Genomic DNA, 15688 nt, shown 5'->3' with positions numbered 1-15688 from the left:
GTTCGATTGTCGTTCAATTATGCGTTGTAGATTTTACCTGTAAGTGGGTCGATTGAAATCATTTGACCGTCACGAAGTGAAGATGTTGCTGCCTCTACACCTACGATGACCGGTTTACGGAGTGATGGTCCAACGATACCTGCATGGCTCGTCAATCCACCGTCTTCTGTGATGATTCCAGCCGCTTTTTCGATTGCAGGCATCATTTCTTTATCTGTGAATGGTGCGACGAGAATCATTCCGTCTTTCGCTTTTGCGTTTGCTTCATCCGCATTATTCGCGACCACGACTTCACCGACCACACCGCGCTCGCCAATACCACGTCCGTCAGCAAGAGCATGACCGACGATGTGGACTTTCATCATGTTCGTCGTACCAGCTGTTGCCGCAGGAATTCCGGCTGAGATGACAACGAGGTCACCGTCAGTAACAAATCCTTCGTGACGAGCTGCTTCAGATGCTTGAACCAACATTTCATCCGTGTTGTTTGGCATCGTCTCAGCCACGATTGGGTATACGCCCCATACGAGGTTCAATTGACGTGCTACGCGCTCAGATTCAGTTACCGCAATGATGTTCGCTTCAGGACGATACTTCGCCGTACGAGCAGCCGTGTAGCCTGATTGTGTCGGCGTCAAGATTGCTTTTGCGTTCAAGTTGATTGCTGTGTGGGCAACCGCTTGTGAGATTGCATCCGTCACCGTGTGCTCACTGCGTTTCTGACGATCTTTCAACAAGTTTTTGTAGTCGAGCATGCGTTCTGTACGCTCAGCGATGGCCGCTTGCATTTGAACTGACTCGATTGGGTAGTCACCTGCTGCTGTCTCACCAGAAAGCATGACCGCATCTGTACCATCCAAGATTGCGTTTGCTACGTCTGATGCTTCCGCACGCGTTGGACGCGGGTTACGTTGCATCGAATCGAGCATTTGTGTCGCTGTGATAACAGGTTTACCAAGGTCGTTACACTTCTTGATTAGTTCTTTTTGAACCGGTGTTACTTCTTCCGTCGGGATCTCGATTCCGAGGTCACCACGGGCAACCATCAAACCATCAGAGATTGCCAAGATTTCTTCGATGTTGTCAACACCTTCTTGGTTCTCGATTTTCGGGTAAATCTTGATGTGTGATGCATTATGTTTTTCAAGAAGTTGACGGATTTCTACCACGTCTGATGCACGACGTACGAACGATGCTGCGATGACGTCGATATCTTGTGAGATCCCGAACTCGATGTCCGCGATATCTTTATCTGTAAGGGCAGGAAGGTTTACCTTGACGTTTGGCAAGTTTACACCTTTCTTCGTCTTGATGATTCCTTCGTTTTCAATGACGCAGCGGAGGTCACGGTTTTCAAGTTTTTCAACGACACGGAGTCCGATGAGACCGTCGTCGAGCATGATGTGCGAACCGATTTCTACATCATCGTAAAGTCCTTCATACGTCACAGAGAAACGATCTTTCGTTCCGACGATTTCTTCAGTTGAGACGATTGTGACTTCTTTTCCTTTTTCGAGAAGTGCTTTTCCATCTTCAAACGTATGAGTACGGATTTCTGGACCTTTTGTGTCAAGAAGGACTGTTACCACTTTACCAGCAGTTTTTGCAGCTTCACGGATGTCACGGATACGTGCGCCGTGCTCTTCGTAGTCACCGTGTGAGAAGTTGAGACGGGCAACATTCATTCCAGCTTCAATCATTTCAGGAAGACGCTTCTCTGAAGCGGGTCCAATCGTACATACAATTTTCGTTCTACGCATAATATAAAAACCTCCTAGGGGATATGGTGCAACTTACATATGGAAAACGGGGAGCCTTTGACCGGTTCCCGTCTCCCTACATGGTGAATCGTTTAAATCGACAACTGATTGACAAGGTCGATCAATTGCATATCAATCGTGTGCTTGTTGTTGTCGAGCGCCTCATCGATGTCAAGATCCATCATCTTGTTGTTACGGATTCCGACGACCCGGCCCGCTTTTCCTTCAAGTAAAATCTCAACAGCGTATGCGCCCATACGACTTGCAAGTACACGGTCAGCAGCAGTTGGGGAACCACCACGTTGAATGTGTCCAAGAATCGTGACGCGTGTTTCTGAGTTCGTCTTCTCGGCAATCAATTTACCGATTTCTTCCGCACTTCCCGCACCTTCAGCAACGATGACGATTGAGTGCTTCTTACCGCGTGCAATTCCGTGGTTAATTCGTTCCACGATTGCGCTCAAATCTTCTGGACGTTCTGGAACGAGAATCGACTCTGCACCACCAGCAAGACCAGAATAGAGTGCGATATCACCAGCATCGCGACCCATCACTTCAATGACATACGTACGTTCATGAGATGAAGCCGTGTCACGAATTTTGTCAATCGCATCAAGTGCTGTGTTGAGCGCTGTATCAAAACCGATTGTCGCATCCGTTCCCGGGATATCGTTATCGATTGTACCCGGAAGGCCGATTGTTGGGAATCCAAGATCTGTTAATTTTTGAGCTCCACGATAAGAGCCATCTCCACCGATGACCACGAGAGCATCGATGTTGAATTGCTTCAACTGTTCAACTGCTTTTGCTCGACCTTCTTCTGTTCTGAACTCAGGACAGCGTGCAGAGCGAAGGAACGTACCTCCACGTTGAATGATGTCGCCGACTGATCCAAGGTTTAACTCGACTAGATCACCTTCGATTAATCCTTGATAGCCGTTATATACACCATATACTTCAAGACCTTCGAAAATCGCTTTTCGAGTCACTGCACGGACAGCTGCGTTCATTCCAGGAGCGTCTCCTCCGCTTGTTAATACCGCAATACGTTTTAAATTCACGTCACTCACCTCTTATGTGTTTTAACGAAATCTGAAAATAAAATACCATGTCTGACCTTTGTTTTACAACACAAGTATGTGAAAAAAATGCATAGGGTATGTTATAAAGCAGTCACTTCATGAATGAATAAAGCCATATTCAAAGCCATTGATACCGTTTTCACTCACTAATTGTGCCAATTTGATGATATTTGGTCGCCCGCCCTTGAATCAGTTGAGAAGTCGACTGACCGAGCAACTCATTCATATGCTGTAATAATACAGTCTTTAAGAGCGATGACTGTAATGACACATCAACATGTGCACCCCCATACACTTCTCCCACAACCTCATCTACAATCCCTAAGTTGAGCAAATCTTGCGCTGTAATTTTCATCGTTTCTGCCGCGCGTTCCGCTTGCTTCGCATCTTTCCATAGAAGTGCCGCTGCACCTTCTGGCGAGATGACCGAATACGTACTATTCTCAAGCATCAATAAACGATCGCAAACGCCAATTCCAAGTGCGCCTCCAGAACCACCTTCTCCAATGACGACGGACACGATCGGCACTTTCAGCGTCGCCATCTCAAACAAGTTTCGAGCAATTGCTTCGCTTTGACCGCGTTCTTCAGCGGCTTTTCCGGGGTAAGCCCCTTTCGTATCGATAAATGTTAAAATCGGGCGATTGAACTTCTCAGCTTGCTTCATAAAACGCAATGCTTTTCGGTATCCTTCCGGATGTGGCATCCCAAAGTTCCGCCTCATGTTCTCTTTCGTATTCCGACCACGCTGGTGACCGATGACCGTAACCGGCACCCCTTCAAATGTCGCAAGTCCCGAAACAATCGCTGCATCGTCATACCCATGCCGGTCTCCATGGAGTTCCAAAAAATCAGGGAACAGATGCTGAATATAATCGAGCGTTGTCGGTCGTTTCGGGTTTCGAGCCAGTTGAACGCGGTCCCACGGTTTCATATTCCCATAAATATCTTTTTCTAATCGGTCGAGCTTTAACTCGAGATGGCGAATCTCACGGGACAGATCGATACCTTTTGTTTCGGCCGTTTCACGTAGTTTATTTAATTGTTCAGTCACTTCTTTGATTGGGTCAAACATGACGAACACCCCCATCGTGTAATCCAATCATTTTCAGCAAGAACGAACGCATCTGTTCGCGATGAATAACCGCATCTAGTTGCCCCGACTCGAGTAGAAACTCTGCTGTCTGGAAGTTCTCCGGGAGTTTTTCCCGAATCGTCTGTTCGATGATTCGGCGTCCTGCAAACCCGATCAGCGCTCCTGGTTCTGCGACGTTCAAATCGCCGAGCATCGCGAAACTTGCTGAGACGCCGCCTGTCGTCGGATGTGTCAAATACGCGATATATAGAAGCCCGGCCTCATCATGTTCTTTTAATGCAATGGATGTATTCGCCATTTGCATCAAGCTGACCATTCCTTCTTGCATCCTAGCTCCGCCTGACGCCGTGAATAAGACAACCGGTAGACCGAGAGATGTTGCTGTACGGACAGCGGAAGCGATAGCTTCTCCCACGTAGGCCCCCATTGACCCCATTCTGAATCTGGCATCCATTACGCAGATGACAAGCGGTAGTCCATCAATCGTCGCCCTTCCACAAATGACTGCCTCCTCAATTCCGGTCCGTTCCCGGTCTTTATCCAACTTTTCTTCATAGTCAGGAAAATTGAGCGGATTCGTTTTGACAGAAGGTCCTGCAAAACGTTCAAACGACCCTTTGTCGACAAGCATATCAATCCGTTCTTGTGCATGAAGCGGAAAATGATAACCACAGTCACATACTTTATGATTTTCATTTAACTGTTTTGTATAGTGCATATATTTACAAGATGGACATTTCGTCATTAATCCCTGTGGTGCGTCAATCTTTGGCTCTCTTTGACGCAATGGCATGTATCGTTTTGGTTTCTTGAAAAAAGCAGTCATCGCTTCCCCCTCGTTCATTCCGGCATCCCCATTCCACGCCACATCTCGAGAAATCGTTTTCGTTCCTCGAGGGTATATAGATCTCCAGCGTCTAGTCCGTCAAAAAATCGATTGAGTTCGCTCCAAATTCGAATAAACAATTCATTCTTTAATTGAAAGATGATTTGCTGACGAAACGATCGATCATTATCAATCACGGCTTCTAATTGAGTCAGCCGTTCCATTGTCGGTTCAACTTCTGAAAACGCCATTCGTTCTAACAAGCGAAGCATCTCGATAATATCGGACTCTTTCGTCTGTTTGGTCACAATGAACTCTGATAAAATCTCAATGTAACGGTGTCGGTCTTGTTCACATAAAAATGTGCCACCACCACGTCTCGTCTCCACGATGCCTAAAAAGCTCAATGCTCGTAACGCTTCGCGAACAGAAGCACGGCTAATCGACAGTGTTTCGGCGAGTTCACGTTCGGACGGAAGCCGATCACCTGGAACTAAAGACGATTGAACGATTAACATTCGTATTTTTGAAATATTTTCGTGAAATGAGGATGCGTATTTTTCATGCATCTGACCGTTCAACTCCCTTTTTGAATCACTTATCACACTCAAGTGGTCAGACCAATTAGTACGATTATATCACTTTTTAGGACTTGGTACTAGTTTTCGGACCATCCATTTTCGTATCGATTCGTTTTAACACAACATTTTCTTCGCCGAATTTTTTCTTCGCCTCAGCCACGTACTCCTCATTCGGGTTGATTGAGTAGGCTGACGCCAACTGTTTCACTTCCTTTGAATCCGTGAATCGACAGACAACCGGGACATCTCCCTGAGCACGTTGTATCCACTCTTCGAGTTCGGGGAATCGATCTGATGTAAGCCTTACAAACAATGCCTGCCCATGCAACGGACGTATCCGTTCGACAATCAGTTGTTTTCGTCCATCGCGTTCATTCGTATGAACCTCAAGCAATAAAATATTACCGACATAAAGGGAGCGTCCGAATTGACTAAATGTTCGTGGAAATACGACGACTTCTTCTTGTGTCATACCATCGTCAACCATGATGATTCCCATTCGTTCCTGCTTTTTTGTTAGAAATGTGCGTACGTCATCTACGTAAACGATAAGGTAACCATTCGTCCCGTTTATGATGTTGTCAATTGTAGACGGTTCAATCCCAACATTCGAAATAGCGGTCAGTGGAGAGTGCACCACCCATGTTCCGAGCGCTTCCCTCTCTTCTTCAGACCAATTTGGTTCTTTTACTTTCTTCTGTTTGAGTCCAAGCGATGACAGTTCGTCGGGCAAAAAATGCGTTCCTGCCTCTTCTCGCAAACGTTCGACTGCTTCAAAAGCACTTGTCCGGTCGCCGTGATACATCCGGTCGAGCGCGCCCGCACCAAGTAAACGACGTAATTTAAACTGGTCTTTATTCTTCCACTCCATAGCTTCTTGAAGAGTTCTGACATCTTTCAATTGCCCATTCAGCTCAATCAGACGTTCGACATCACGTTTGGTCAAGCCTTGGATTGCTTTTAACCCGAGTCGGACGCCAGGTCCTTCAAGCGTCGCCTCGGCGTGACCGTGTAAGACGTCTGGTGGATACACCGGAATTTGATCTTTTCGCAACAATCTGACGAGTTCACTCGTCTTTTCCGATGTCACCACATGAAAGACACGAGGGAAATGTGCTTTGACATAAGCCAACCGGTAGCTGATCAAACTGTAGGCGACAGCGTGGGATCGGTTGAATCCATATCCCGCGAACTTTTCAATCCAAGAAAAAATTTGCGTCAACACATCCCGGTTATTCTTTTCTGCCTGTTTTAAAAATCGTTCCCGTTCTCGCTCAATCGTGCCAATATCTTTTTTAGCAATCGCTCGTCTGACCAAATCCGCCTCAGCGTATGAATAACCTCCAAGCTTTCGAAGTAGTCTCATGACCTGTTCTTGATAAACGAGTACCCCGTACGTAGGTTTCATGACGTCTTCTACGGCTGGATGAATTTGTTGGTAAGGCAAACCATGCTTTCGTTTGGCATACGTTTCGATGAACTGCATTGGTCCCGGGCGATAGAGTGACATCGTCACAACGATATCTTCAAACTCAGTTGGCTTCACTTGCCGAAGCGCTTGTTTCATCCCAGTCGACTCGAACTGGAAGATGCCATTTGTCTCTCCTTTAGCTAACAAACGATATGTCCGGGCATCGTGTAACGGAATGGTTTTCAGTGAGAACAGGGCATCACTTTCTCGAATCAAATCTTCCATCTTTCGTAAGCGACTCAAGTTCCGCAACCCGAGTAAATCGATTTTCAGCAGCCCGACCTCTTCCAAATCCTTCATATTATATTGTGTTACATACTCTTCTATTCCAGGTTGGAGCGGCGTCACTTCTTCAATCGGCTGGCGACTAAGAACGATACCGGCCGCGTGAACCGATGATTGGCGAGGCAAACCTTCTAACTGCTTCGCAATTTGTAACAATTGCTGCCGCTTTTGACTACCAGCGAACCATTTCATCTGTTTCGGGTTCGATATCAATTCGTCTAACCCACCCGATTTCACTTGTTTACTCGCAGCCTGCCCTTCTTCTAATGTCATGCCGAGCGCTCTGGCGACGTCTCGAATCGCTGCCTTTGCTCCAAACGTCGCGAGCGTCCCGATTTGTGCCGCATGCGTTTCCCCGTATTTTGACAACACGTACGATACGACTTCTTCTCGACGCTCATCTTCAAAGTCTAAATCAATATCTGGCATCGACACGCGTTCAGGATTTAAAAATCGTTCAAATAACAATCCGTAATGAACCGGGTCGACTTCTGTAATATGGAGGGCAAAACTAACGAGTGAACCTGCCGCCGATCCCCGACCCGGTCCCACTTCAATACCAGATTCTCGGGCGAATCGAATGATGTCTTCGACAATCAAAAAATAGGAAGAAAATCCGGTCTTTGCAATGACATCCAGTTCGAACTTTGCACGCTCGATATAAGGTTCCTTTAAGAGTTCCATCGATTTCAGACGTTCACCCACCAGTCGATTCAAGTTTTGATCAGCATCAGGCAGTTCTGGAATCGCCCCTTCCGCACGAGGAAGTTGATCGAGTTGAATACGTGATTCAAATCGATTGAGTTCCGCTAACTCTTCTATTGTGAACCAGTCGTTCATCTCGCTCGGAAGACGGACATGTAACCCTTTTTGTCGCACGTCTTCATTCGACATCACATCCCCCTCACGAATGGCAGAGACGGCTCGAAACCCTTCTATATCCTCCGGTCGCATATACCTTGTTTCAGGGGCAGGAATCAATTGAACAGCAAGCTCTTCGCGCATGAGACGAAGTTGCTTCAACACTTGCACTTGCTCAGTCGTCTGAGGTGCTGGGAGTCCGAGCCAGAGCTTATCTTCATCTACATAGGAGAGCAGTTGATGATAAAGGCGACGCCGATGAACCGGATCATTCGCCTTCCAATTTTCAGGAAGGATAATGAGCGGCATCGTCGTTCGGTCTTCAATTCCTCCCGTTTTGATGATTCGATATTGTTCCTGAAGCTCTGCTTCGTTCGACGCATATGCAAGCACCGAAACATCTAGTCCGTCTAAACGGAGGATTGTCCTCAGTCCAATGAGCGGTTTCACCCCATATCGTTTACAATAGGATAAAAATGTCGGGACACCATAAAAGGCATCATCTGCAATCGCAACTGAACGACTTCCACGCTCGGTCATCTGCAAGACGTATTGTTCTAGTCGAATTGTACTTTGTAGTAAGCTATAAGCAGTTCTGACATTCAGATGAATCATCGTTGTCCTCCTTTCTATATCAATTGAATTGTCAAACTCAATTCATCACTTCTCTGATACAATAATTATAGACAAAACTCACGACAAAAGGGGGTAAAAGCGTATGATTATCAATCGGGGACAGATTGCACGCGATAAGTTAGAGAAATTACAGAACGGCCAAACCGTTTTTGCGGACAGTCCGGAAATCATCGACCGGCTTCGAAAGTATATTACAGAGTATCAACTCGATGTCGTCGAAGACGTGACCGACCGCGGCACATGGTTCATTCCAAAAGAAAATGGAGACAAATGAAGAGAGCTGACCGCGGTCAGCTCTCTTCATTTTCTTCAAACGTGAATCCGTCCGCTACTTCATTCAGAGCAGCAATGACGTCATCCATCTCTTCCCACGTATCAACCGTAGCTCCAGCCGCCATCGGATGGCCACCTCCACGGTATCGTTTAGCCACTTCGTTGATGACAGGGCCTTTAGAACGAATCCGAACACGAATCTCTTCTTTGTTCTCTACGAACATGACCCAACATTTCAATCCTTCAAGACCCGAAAAACTATTGACGAGTTGAGACGCCGCTTCTGGGGAAGCATGAAACGCCCTTAGTACATCCTTGTCAATCTTCACATAACCGACACCTTCATCAGTGACGTTGACATGCTGTAGCACGTAACCTTGTAATTGAAGAGTCGCTAAGTTGGTCTTATACATTTGGCGATACAACTTGTTTGTGTCGATGTCTTTTGCAATGAGCGACGAAGCAATTTCAAACGTTCGCGCCGTTGCATTTCGGAACTGGAAGCGCCCCGTGTCGCCCACGATTCCGGCATAAAGTAAAAATGCCGCTTCTTGATCGATTGGATAACCCCAAAGATTGGCAAGCTCCACAATCATTTCAGACGTTGAGCTGACCGATGTGTCTACAATTTGTGTCATCGCATACGGGTCTTCATCAGGGTGGTGGTCTATTTTGATGATCGACTTACCATTCAACGCAAAAGGTCCATCAATTCGCTCTTGATTTGCCGTATCCAAAATGAGGACGAGCGCGTCCCGGTACATCTCTTCCTCGACGTGCTCCATCTTCCCTAAAAACTCGAGGTCAGGAACCATACCACCGACCGCATAAATTTGTTTTTCCGGATGAACCGATTTTAAAATACGCTGTAACCCAAGCTGACTCCCTAATGCATCAGGATCCGGTCGGACGTGGCGGTGAATGAAAATGGTGCTTGCCTTCTCTATTTCGGATTTGATTGTATCCGCTTCGTGCCATTGCGTCATGATGATTCCTCACTTTCCTACACACTATTATGGTATGATGATAACAGATTATGAGATAGAAAGGGGTTCCTTCACTTGCAACTTGTCATGATTGGACTCATTTTGTTCGCGCTCGGAGCGTACCTTGTCTTCAAGCGCCGTGCTTTTTTGACAAAGACGCCAAACCGTAAGGCTTTGTTCAACACACAAGCTTTAATCTGGTTAAGTTTATTCCTTGCGTTATTCGCTGCGAACCAAATGGTTGGTGGATTCGGACTGAATTCGACTGTCGGTTGGATTGTCAGTATCGTCATGTTGGTCGTTGGCTTGGGTAATGCGATTGTCGGATTTATACGTTACCGAAAAATCTATCCGCACGCCGCGGAAGAACCTACGAATACACCTTCATAAAAAGAGCACCGCTACAAATGTAGCAGGTGCTCTTTTCGTTAACGATCAATCAATTGTGCCGTGACGAGTGCCTTGGCAACAAGTTGTGTACCTTGTGTCATTTCTACGTCGACTTTCCCGAACTTTCGCCCAAGGTCGAAGACGTTCGCAGACACCCGAATCTGACTTTCAATCTGAATTGGTTTCATGAAATAAACTGTGATGTTCTCCACCACCAGGTCCCCTTTTTTCATGTGACGCAGACTACGCGTCGCCCCTTCTACCAACAAGGTCGTCAACACACCAGAAGAGGCGGTCCCCATATGACTCGTCATTTGTGGTGCGACTTCAACCGTGAAGGCCGTTCCGTTCGATGCAGGGTCTTCCTTTAGTTGATTCGTGATCATATTATCGAACGTTTCGCCGACTTGCGGTTGACGGTTCGCCAGCTGCAACGCCTTCAGTACATCCTGACGACTGATGATGCCGAGGAGGCGCCCGTAGTTATCGACGACAGGAAGCATCTCAATCCCTTCCCAAACCATCTGGTGCGCCGCATTGGTCACACTAGTCTGCACCCCGACCGTAATCGGACTTTTTGTCATGACCTTCTCGATATCATGATCATGTGATTTGTCAATCACATCCTTCGCAGTAATCACACCGACCACTTTCATCTGTTCATCGATGACCGGATAACGATTATGCTTCGTCCGTTCGTTCAATTCATGCCAACGTTTCAAAGTGTCATCAGCCTTCAAATAAAACGTGTCATGGAGTGGGATGACAATGTCCGAAACAAGTAAAATCTCTTTCTTGATCAGTCGGTCATAAATGGCGCGGTTGATCATCGTAGCGACGGTAAAACTGTCATACGATGTAGAAATCACAGGCATGTCGTACTTATCTGCCATTCGCTTCACTTCGTCCGTCGTATCAAACCCACCCGTGATCAACACAGCCCCGCCTGATTGTAAGACAAGTTCATGCGCTTTTTCTCGGTTCCCGATGATGACAAGCGAGTCGACGTCGATATATCGCATCATCGCCTCAAGCTTCATAGCACCGATAACAAATTTTGATAGCGTCTTGTGCAATCCGTTCCGTCCACCTAACACTTGTCCATCCACGATATTAACGACTTCAGCAAATGTGAGTTTCTCGATATTCTCTTTTTGTTTACGCTTGATTCGAATCGTCCCCACACGTTCAATGGTAGAAACGAAGCCCAGGTTCTCAGCTTCTTTGATGGCCCGGTAAGCCGTACCTTCAGACACAGCCAATTCTTTTGCAATTTGACGGACCGATATTTTTGACCCAACATCGAGTGATTCGATATGTGCTATGATCTGTTCATGTTTTGTGGTCATACGCGGAGTCCCTTCTCTCAATACATTTTCTACTATGTTCATTATACTGTATCAGTCAAACATGTTCAAACTGTACCAATAAAATTGGAACATTTCCTTTCTGTTTCCGAAACAGCTATAATAGACGAGAAGTCAACGTAAGAGGTAGAAGGGAAGGGATTCATCTTGAATCAACGCACTAATCAAATTGCACAATCTCTAGCAACAAAAGGCTTAGATGCGGCATTTATTACATCGAAAGCGTCCGTATTTTATTTCTCGGGAGTATATGCGGAAGCCCATGAACGATTAATCGCCGTCTTGGTCTTAAAGAACGGGACAACTGCCATTATCTGCCCTGCTCTTGAAAAAGGGATCGTCGAAGCGAGTGACTGGTCAGGTGAGATCGTGACGTATATGGATCATGAGAATCCATGGGACAAAATCGTTAAGTTATTCCTCGACAACCAAATCGTTCCTGAACGAATCGGTATCGAAGGGGAGCATTTGACATTCAATCGAGTCGAACAACTCCGCGCCGGTTTTGCCGGCTTGTCTATCATTGATTTGACTGACGAACTTCAAACGTTACGTATGATCAAATCACCGGATGAAGTTCGCGTTATGAAACGGGCTGCTGAGCTAGCAGATATGGCAATCGAAGCTGGGATTCGCTCCCTGCGCGAAGGCGTGACTGAGCTCGAAGTCATCGCCGACATCGAGTACGCCATGAAACAGCAAGGGGTTCGTGAAATGTCATTCGATACGCTCGTATTGTTCGGCGAGAATAGCGCTGACCCTCATGGTGTGCCGGGCAATAACCGTTTGAAAAAAGGAGATTTCGCATTGTTTGACCTCGGTGTCGTCTGGCAAGGATATTGCTCCGATATCACACGTACAGTCGTTTTCGGCGAAGCGAGTAAGAAACAACGTGAACTTTATGAAACGGTTCTACAAGCTGAAGAAGCAGCAATCGAGATGGCGAATGTCGGAACGACACTCGGTGCAATCGATATTGCAGCCCGTCAAGTCATTACATCTGCCGGATATGGCGAATACTTCACCCATCGAATTGGCCACGGAATCGGAATCGAAGTGCATGAACACCCATCGATGGCAGCGAACAATGACACGACCGCCCAAGTCGGTATGACTTTCACAGTCGAACCAGGGATCTATTTACCAGGAGTCGGCGGGGTCCGCATCGAAGATGACCTCGTTATGACCGAGAGCGGTCCGATCACATTGACGAGCTATCCCAAAACACTGCAAGAGATTGAATGACAAAAAGTGCGGTCCATTCAAGGATCGCACTTTTTTACATGACTTCTTTTAATAGAATAAGCGCATCATGACATCTCGTTGAGGAACCTCATGGCGTTCCATCTTTTCTAAAAATGTACGTTTATCGTAGGGGACTGCTTTTAAATCAAGTCGGATTCCGGTCTCTCCTTCTGACAATATAGCAAAGCGAGCAAGTTCATCCCGCGCAACACCGAGCGCACCGGGATTGACATAGCATTTCGTATCATCTTCAAACAAATGAACGGGATGGTGATGTCCGAATAAGATGACATCTCCAGCGTATTCACCGTATAGTCGTTGCATATTTTCAAGTGTTGGTTCAAGAATATCGTGAAATGGTTCTTCGACGATCGTGGCTTCCCACTTCTCATTAGGGATGTGGTAGTGGATACCGAATGCCGTTTGCCCCGCTAACTCGGTAGTGATCGTTCGAGGTAGCGACTCCAATACGTCCATATAGTTCGTATCAAGGTGACGCGCGACCCACTCATGATGAGGACGCGTATGGGCGTAACTGTCTGGGTGACCGTGTCCAGCCAAAAGCGAGATGACTGCTTCGTCATGATTTCCAGAAATCATATGCGCTCCCCGTTCCAGCAATCGCTCCATGACCGCATTGGAGTCCGGTCCCATCGCAATCATATCACCAAGTGACCAAACGACGTCAACTCGTTGTGCATCCATTGCGTGAAGCACCGCCTGTAACGCTTCTAGATTTCCGTGAACATCCGTCACAATCCCAATCTTCATCCTTCTACTCCTCACTTCCGATACTGATGCACGACGTTGACCCCGCCTGTCACATCGATGACGGCACCAGTGATCATATCCGATTCTTCTTGTAACAAGAAGGAAATCAGACGGGCGATATCTTCTCCCGTACCGTGCCGGCCTACTGGCGTTCCTTCATCCACTTCAGCTTCCTCGATTCGCATCTCTTTTTGAGACCCGACGATATTTCCCGGGTTGACCATGTTCGCCGTAATTCCGAACGGGGCCTCTTCTAACGCGACCGATTTCGTCAAGCTGACGAGCGCCGTCTTTGCAGCAGCGAACGCAGAACGATGAATCCAACCAGGTGCCGACCCACTCTCCGGAAAACCATAAGAGATGATGCGTCCGAACCGATTCGTTCGCATTGAAGGAATCGCACGTCGCATCAACCAAAATGAGGCAGATAGGTTGCCGGTGAGCACTTCGTCCCACTCTTCATCCGTCAACTCAACGAGCGGCTTGCGCTCAAAGATGTATGGACCTGCATTTAAAATCAAGGCGTCCGGTTCACCAAAGCGTTCGACCGCTTCCTCATAGGCCGAGAGCAGTTGTTCGCGGTCCGTCAATCCCGCCTCGATCATATGTATATGTTCGTGCTCCCAGTCGATTGGGTTTCGTTGCAAGATGCTGACGTACCAACCATCTTGTATAAGACGTTCTGTCACGACGCGACCGATTCCTTTCGCACCAGATGTAATCATCACATGTTTCATCGCCTTACCTCCTCCGCCTTATTTTACCCGTTCTAACACACGAATTCCAAACTTGGACATGTCGTGAACGACATCATGAAAAAATTCACTCATTTTCATAACGAAAAAGCGTGAAAACTGAAAGAAGTGGTATACTATATATGTAAGCCGAACGTATATTTCGAGCGAAAGGTTGGGATTCACATGGCAATTGTATACAAACACATTTTATCTGCCGTTGACGGCTCTAAAGAGGCGGAACGCGCATTTGAGACAGCAATCGATGTCGCGATTCGTAACGAAGGAAAACTGTACGTCGGTCACGTCATTGATACACGAACGTTTGCGACTGTCGAAGCATACGATCGGACAATCACTGAACGTGCTGAGACATATGCCAGAGAATTGCTTGAAGACTATGTGAATCGAGCTAAAGAACGTGGTGTAAAAGAAGTTGAAACCGTAATAGAATATGGTTCCCCTAAAGTAACTATCTCTAAAAAGATTGCGCCTAACCATGATATTGACCTTATTATTTGTGGCGCGACCGGTTTGAACGCGGTCGAACGATTCTTTATCGGAAGCGTATCTGAGAGCATCGTCCGTTATGCGAAGTGTGACGTTCTCATCGTCCGCCAATAACTGTTCATTTATTTTAAAAAGGGTCTTGCGCAATCGCAAGACCCTTTTTATGTGGAATTATAGCACCTTTACGGTAACCGTTTTGCGACCAAATTGAATCGCAGCACTGTGTGAGTACATTAAGATATCGATTTTATTCCCTTTAATCGCGCCGCCTGTGTCAGCCGCTGTATATGTGCCTAACAACTTGCTTCCCACGTATACTTGAACTTTAGTACCGAGTGGAATGACACGAGGGTCCACTGCGATGACGTTACGCTTTTGAGTGCGGACATTCCAACCGAGTGCCGTTTTACCAGAACATCCCCTGCAATACGGAGTATATGCCGATGCTTTCATCGTATATGTTTTAACGCTTGCTGGTTTGATTGGTTTTGGAGCACTCACCGTCCGTAAGTTTTTTGTCGGGATCCATCCGGCCTTCCCATTATAGTTCACGCGAATCCAAGCACCTCGAGAGCCCGTTCGTTGAAGACGATCACTCGCCTTAATCTTCCCAATCACTCGTGCATTCGATTTCCCCTCTGCATATACCAATTTCGATCCTGATTTCGTTGCAACATATACTTTTTTTGTAGCTGCTTCCACTGGTGAAGTTGGTAAGGCAAATGCAAACACGGCGATGGCGAGAAGTAATAGCGTCATGATTTTTTTCAACATACGTTTTTCGTCCTCTCTTCGTCAATTTGTTTAAGATTCG

15 protein-coding genes are annotated in these 15688 nt (G+C 46.7%); 4 read left to right on the top strand and 11 right to left on the bottom strand.

The annotated features are described in order from the left end of the window. Positions 1 to 17 precede the first annotated feature (17 nt). The 6 genes from pyk to dnaE all read right to left on the bottom strand — a co-directional run bounded on the left by pyk (position 18) and on the right by dnaE (position 8577). Complete coding sequence (pyk, locus tag KNO96_RS00130) at positions 18 to 1760, bottom strand: pyruvate kinase (RefSeq protein WP_214701786.1); 1743 nt, start codon at positions 1758 to 1760, stop codon at positions 18 to 20. 92 nt (positions 1761 to 1852) lie between these two features. Further along, complete coding sequence (pfkA, locus tag KNO96_RS00125; protein WP_214701785.1) at positions 1853 to 2821, bottom strand: 6-phosphofructokinase; 969 nt, start codon at positions 2819 to 2821, stop codon at positions 1853 to 1855. A gap of 160 nt (positions 2822 to 2981) precedes the next feature. Beyond that, entirely contained in the window at positions 2982 to 3917 is a 936-nt protein-coding gene (locus tag KNO96_RS00120; protein ID WP_214699156.1) for an acetyl-CoA carboxylase carboxyltransferase subunit alpha, read from the bottom strand. Then, positions 3910 to 4764 (bottom strand): acetyl-CoA carboxylase, carboxyltransferase subunit beta, encoded by an 855-nt coding sequence (gene accD, locus KNO96_RS00115; RefSeq protein ID WP_214699943.1) that lies wholly within the window; start codon positions 4762 to 4764, stop codon positions 3910 to 3912. Before accD ends, KNO96_RS00120 begins: the two co-directional genes overlap by 8 nt. A gap of 14 nt (positions 4765 to 4778) precedes the next feature. After that, a complete protein-coding gene (locus tag KNO96_RS00110) occupies positions 4779 to 5333 on the bottom strand; it encodes a FadR/GntR family transcriptional regulator (protein ID WP_034770955.1) in 555 nt (184 codons plus the stop codon). A 76-nt stretch (positions 5334 to 5409) separates the two neighbouring features. Then, positions 5410 to 8577: a DNA polymerase III subunit alpha gene (gene dnaE, locus KNO96_RS00105; protein WP_214701784.1), complete on the bottom strand. Its 3168-nt coding sequence runs from the start codon at positions 8575 to 8577 to the stop codon at positions 5410 to 5412. Between the two features lie 103 nt (positions 8578 to 8680). On the opposite strand from dnaE, the gene KNO96_RS00100 reads away from it, so the two are divergent. After that, positions 8681 to 8872, top strand: coding sequence for a YtzJ family protein (locus KNO96_RS00100; RefSeq protein WP_026825601.1), 192 nt, complete (start codon positions 8681 to 8683; stop codon positions 8870 to 8872). Positions 8873 to 8888: 16 nt separating this feature from the next. Here KNO96_RS00100 and KNO96_RS00095 read toward each other — a convergent pair whose 3' ends face one another. Further along, positions 8889 to 9857, bottom strand: a complete 969-nt coding sequence (locus KNO96_RS00095) for a DHH family phosphoesterase (RefSeq protein ID WP_214701783.1) — start codon at positions 9855 to 9857, stop codon at positions 8889 to 8891. A 75-nt stretch (positions 9858 to 9932) separates the two neighbouring features. Here KNO96_RS00095 and KNO96_RS00090 point away from each other — a divergent pair, with 75 nt between their 5' ends. Then, positions 9933 to 10247 (top strand): YtpI family protein, encoded by a 315-nt coding sequence (locus tag KNO96_RS00090; RefSeq protein ID WP_034770953.1) that lies wholly within the window; start codon positions 9933 to 9935, stop codon positions 10245 to 10247. A 38-nt stretch (positions 10248 to 10285) separates the two neighbouring features. Here KNO96_RS00090 and KNO96_RS00085 read toward each other — a convergent pair whose 3' ends face one another. Then, the gene (locus tag KNO96_RS00085) at positions 10286 to 11596 is read right to left on the bottom strand and encodes a DRTGG domain-containing protein (RefSeq protein ID WP_026825598.1); all 1311 of its coding nucleotides are present in this window, start codon (positions 11594 to 11596) and stop codon (positions 10286 to 10288) included. A gap of 165 nt (positions 11597 to 11761) precedes the next feature. Between KNO96_RS00085 and KNO96_RS00080 the strand changes: the two genes are divergently transcribed. Then, positions 11762 to 12859, top strand: a complete 1098-nt coding sequence (locus KNO96_RS00080) for a M24 family metallopeptidase (RefSeq protein ID WP_214701782.1) — start codon at positions 11762 to 11764, stop codon at positions 12857 to 12859. A 48-nt stretch (positions 12860 to 12907) separates the two neighbouring features. Here the strand turns inward: KNO96_RS00080 and KNO96_RS00075 are convergent, their stop codons facing one another. Beyond that, positions 12908 to 13630 carry a metallophosphoesterase family protein gene (locus KNO96_RS00075; RefSeq protein WP_214701781.1) on the bottom strand — a complete coding sequence of 241 codons (723 nt, stop codon included), beginning with the start codon at positions 13628 to 13630 and terminating at the stop codon, positions 12908 to 12910. Between the two features lie 11 nt (positions 13631 to 13641). Beyond that, entirely contained in the window at positions 13642 to 14367 is a 726-nt protein-coding gene (locus tag KNO96_RS00070; protein WP_214701779.1) for an SDR family oxidoreductase, read from the bottom strand. Between the two features lie 183 nt (positions 14368 to 14550). Between KNO96_RS00070 and KNO96_RS00065 the strand changes: the two genes are divergently transcribed. Next, positions 14551 to 14988, top strand: a complete 438-nt coding sequence (locus tag KNO96_RS00065) for a universal stress protein (RefSeq protein ID WP_026825594.1) — start codon at positions 14551 to 14553, stop codon at positions 14986 to 14988. Positions 14989 to 15045: 57 nt separating this feature from the next. On the opposite strand, the gene KNO96_RS14380 is transcribed toward KNO96_RS00065, so the two are convergent. Then, positions 15046 to 15648, bottom strand: coding sequence for a 3D domain-containing protein (locus KNO96_RS14380; RefSeq protein WP_026825593.1), 603 nt, complete (start codon positions 15646 to 15648; stop codon positions 15046 to 15048). Between the last annotated feature and the right edge of the window lie 40 nt (positions 15649 to 15688).

This window comes from Exiguobacterium sp. s89, assembly GCF_018617735.1.
Taxonomy (GTDB): domain Bacteria; phylum Bacillota; class Bacilli; order Exiguobacteriales; family Exiguobacteriaceae; genus Exiguobacterium; species Exiguobacterium marinum.
The sequence above is the reverse complement of the archived record's forward strand: the minus strand, read 5'-3'. Positions and strand labels throughout refer to the sequence as shown.

Coding starts and splice junctions, on each gene's coding strand:
- pyk (WP_214701786.1), bottom strand. CDS start 1,760: ATGCGTAGAACGAAAATTGTATGTACGATTGGACCCGCTTCAGAGAAG.
- KNO96_RS00120 (WP_214699156.1), bottom strand. CDS start 3,917: ATGTTTGACCCAATCAAAGAAGTGACTGAACAATTAAATAAACTACGT.
- accD (WP_214699943.1), bottom strand. CDS start 4,764: ATGACTGCTTTTTTCAAGAAACCAAAACGATACATGCCATTGCGTCAA.
- KNO96_RS00110 (WP_034770955.1), bottom strand. CDS start 5,333: ATGCATGAAAAATACGCATCCTCATTTCACGAAAATATTTCAAAAATA.
- dnaE (WP_214701784.1), bottom strand. CDS start 8,577: ATGATTCATCTGAATGTCAGAACTGCTTATAGCTTACTACAAAGTACA.
- KNO96_RS00100 (WP_026825601.1), top strand. CDS start 8,681: ATGATTATCAATCGGGGACAGATTGCACGCGATAAGTTAGAGAAATTA.
- KNO96_RS00095 (WP_214701783.1), bottom strand. CDS start 9,857: ATGACGCAATGGCACGAAGCGGATACAATCAAATCCGAAATAGAGAAG.
- KNO96_RS00085 (WP_026825598.1), bottom strand. CDS start 11,596: ATGACCACAAAACATGAACAGATCATAGCACATATCGAATCACTCGAT.
- KNO96_RS00075 (WP_214701781.1), bottom strand. CDS start 13,630: ATGAAGATTGGGATTGTGACGGATGTTCACGGAAATCTAGAAGCGTTA.
- KNO96_RS00070 (WP_214701779.1), bottom strand. CDS start 14,367: ATGAAACATGTGATGATTACATCTGGTGCGAAAGGAATCGGTCGCGTC.
- KNO96_RS00065 (WP_026825594.1), top strand. CDS start 14,551: ATGGCAATTGTATACAAACACATTTTATCTGCCGTTGACGGCTCTAAA.
- KNO96_RS14380 (WP_026825593.1), bottom strand. CDS start 15,648: ATGTTGAAAAAAATCATGACGCTATTACTTCTCGCCATCGCCGTGTTT.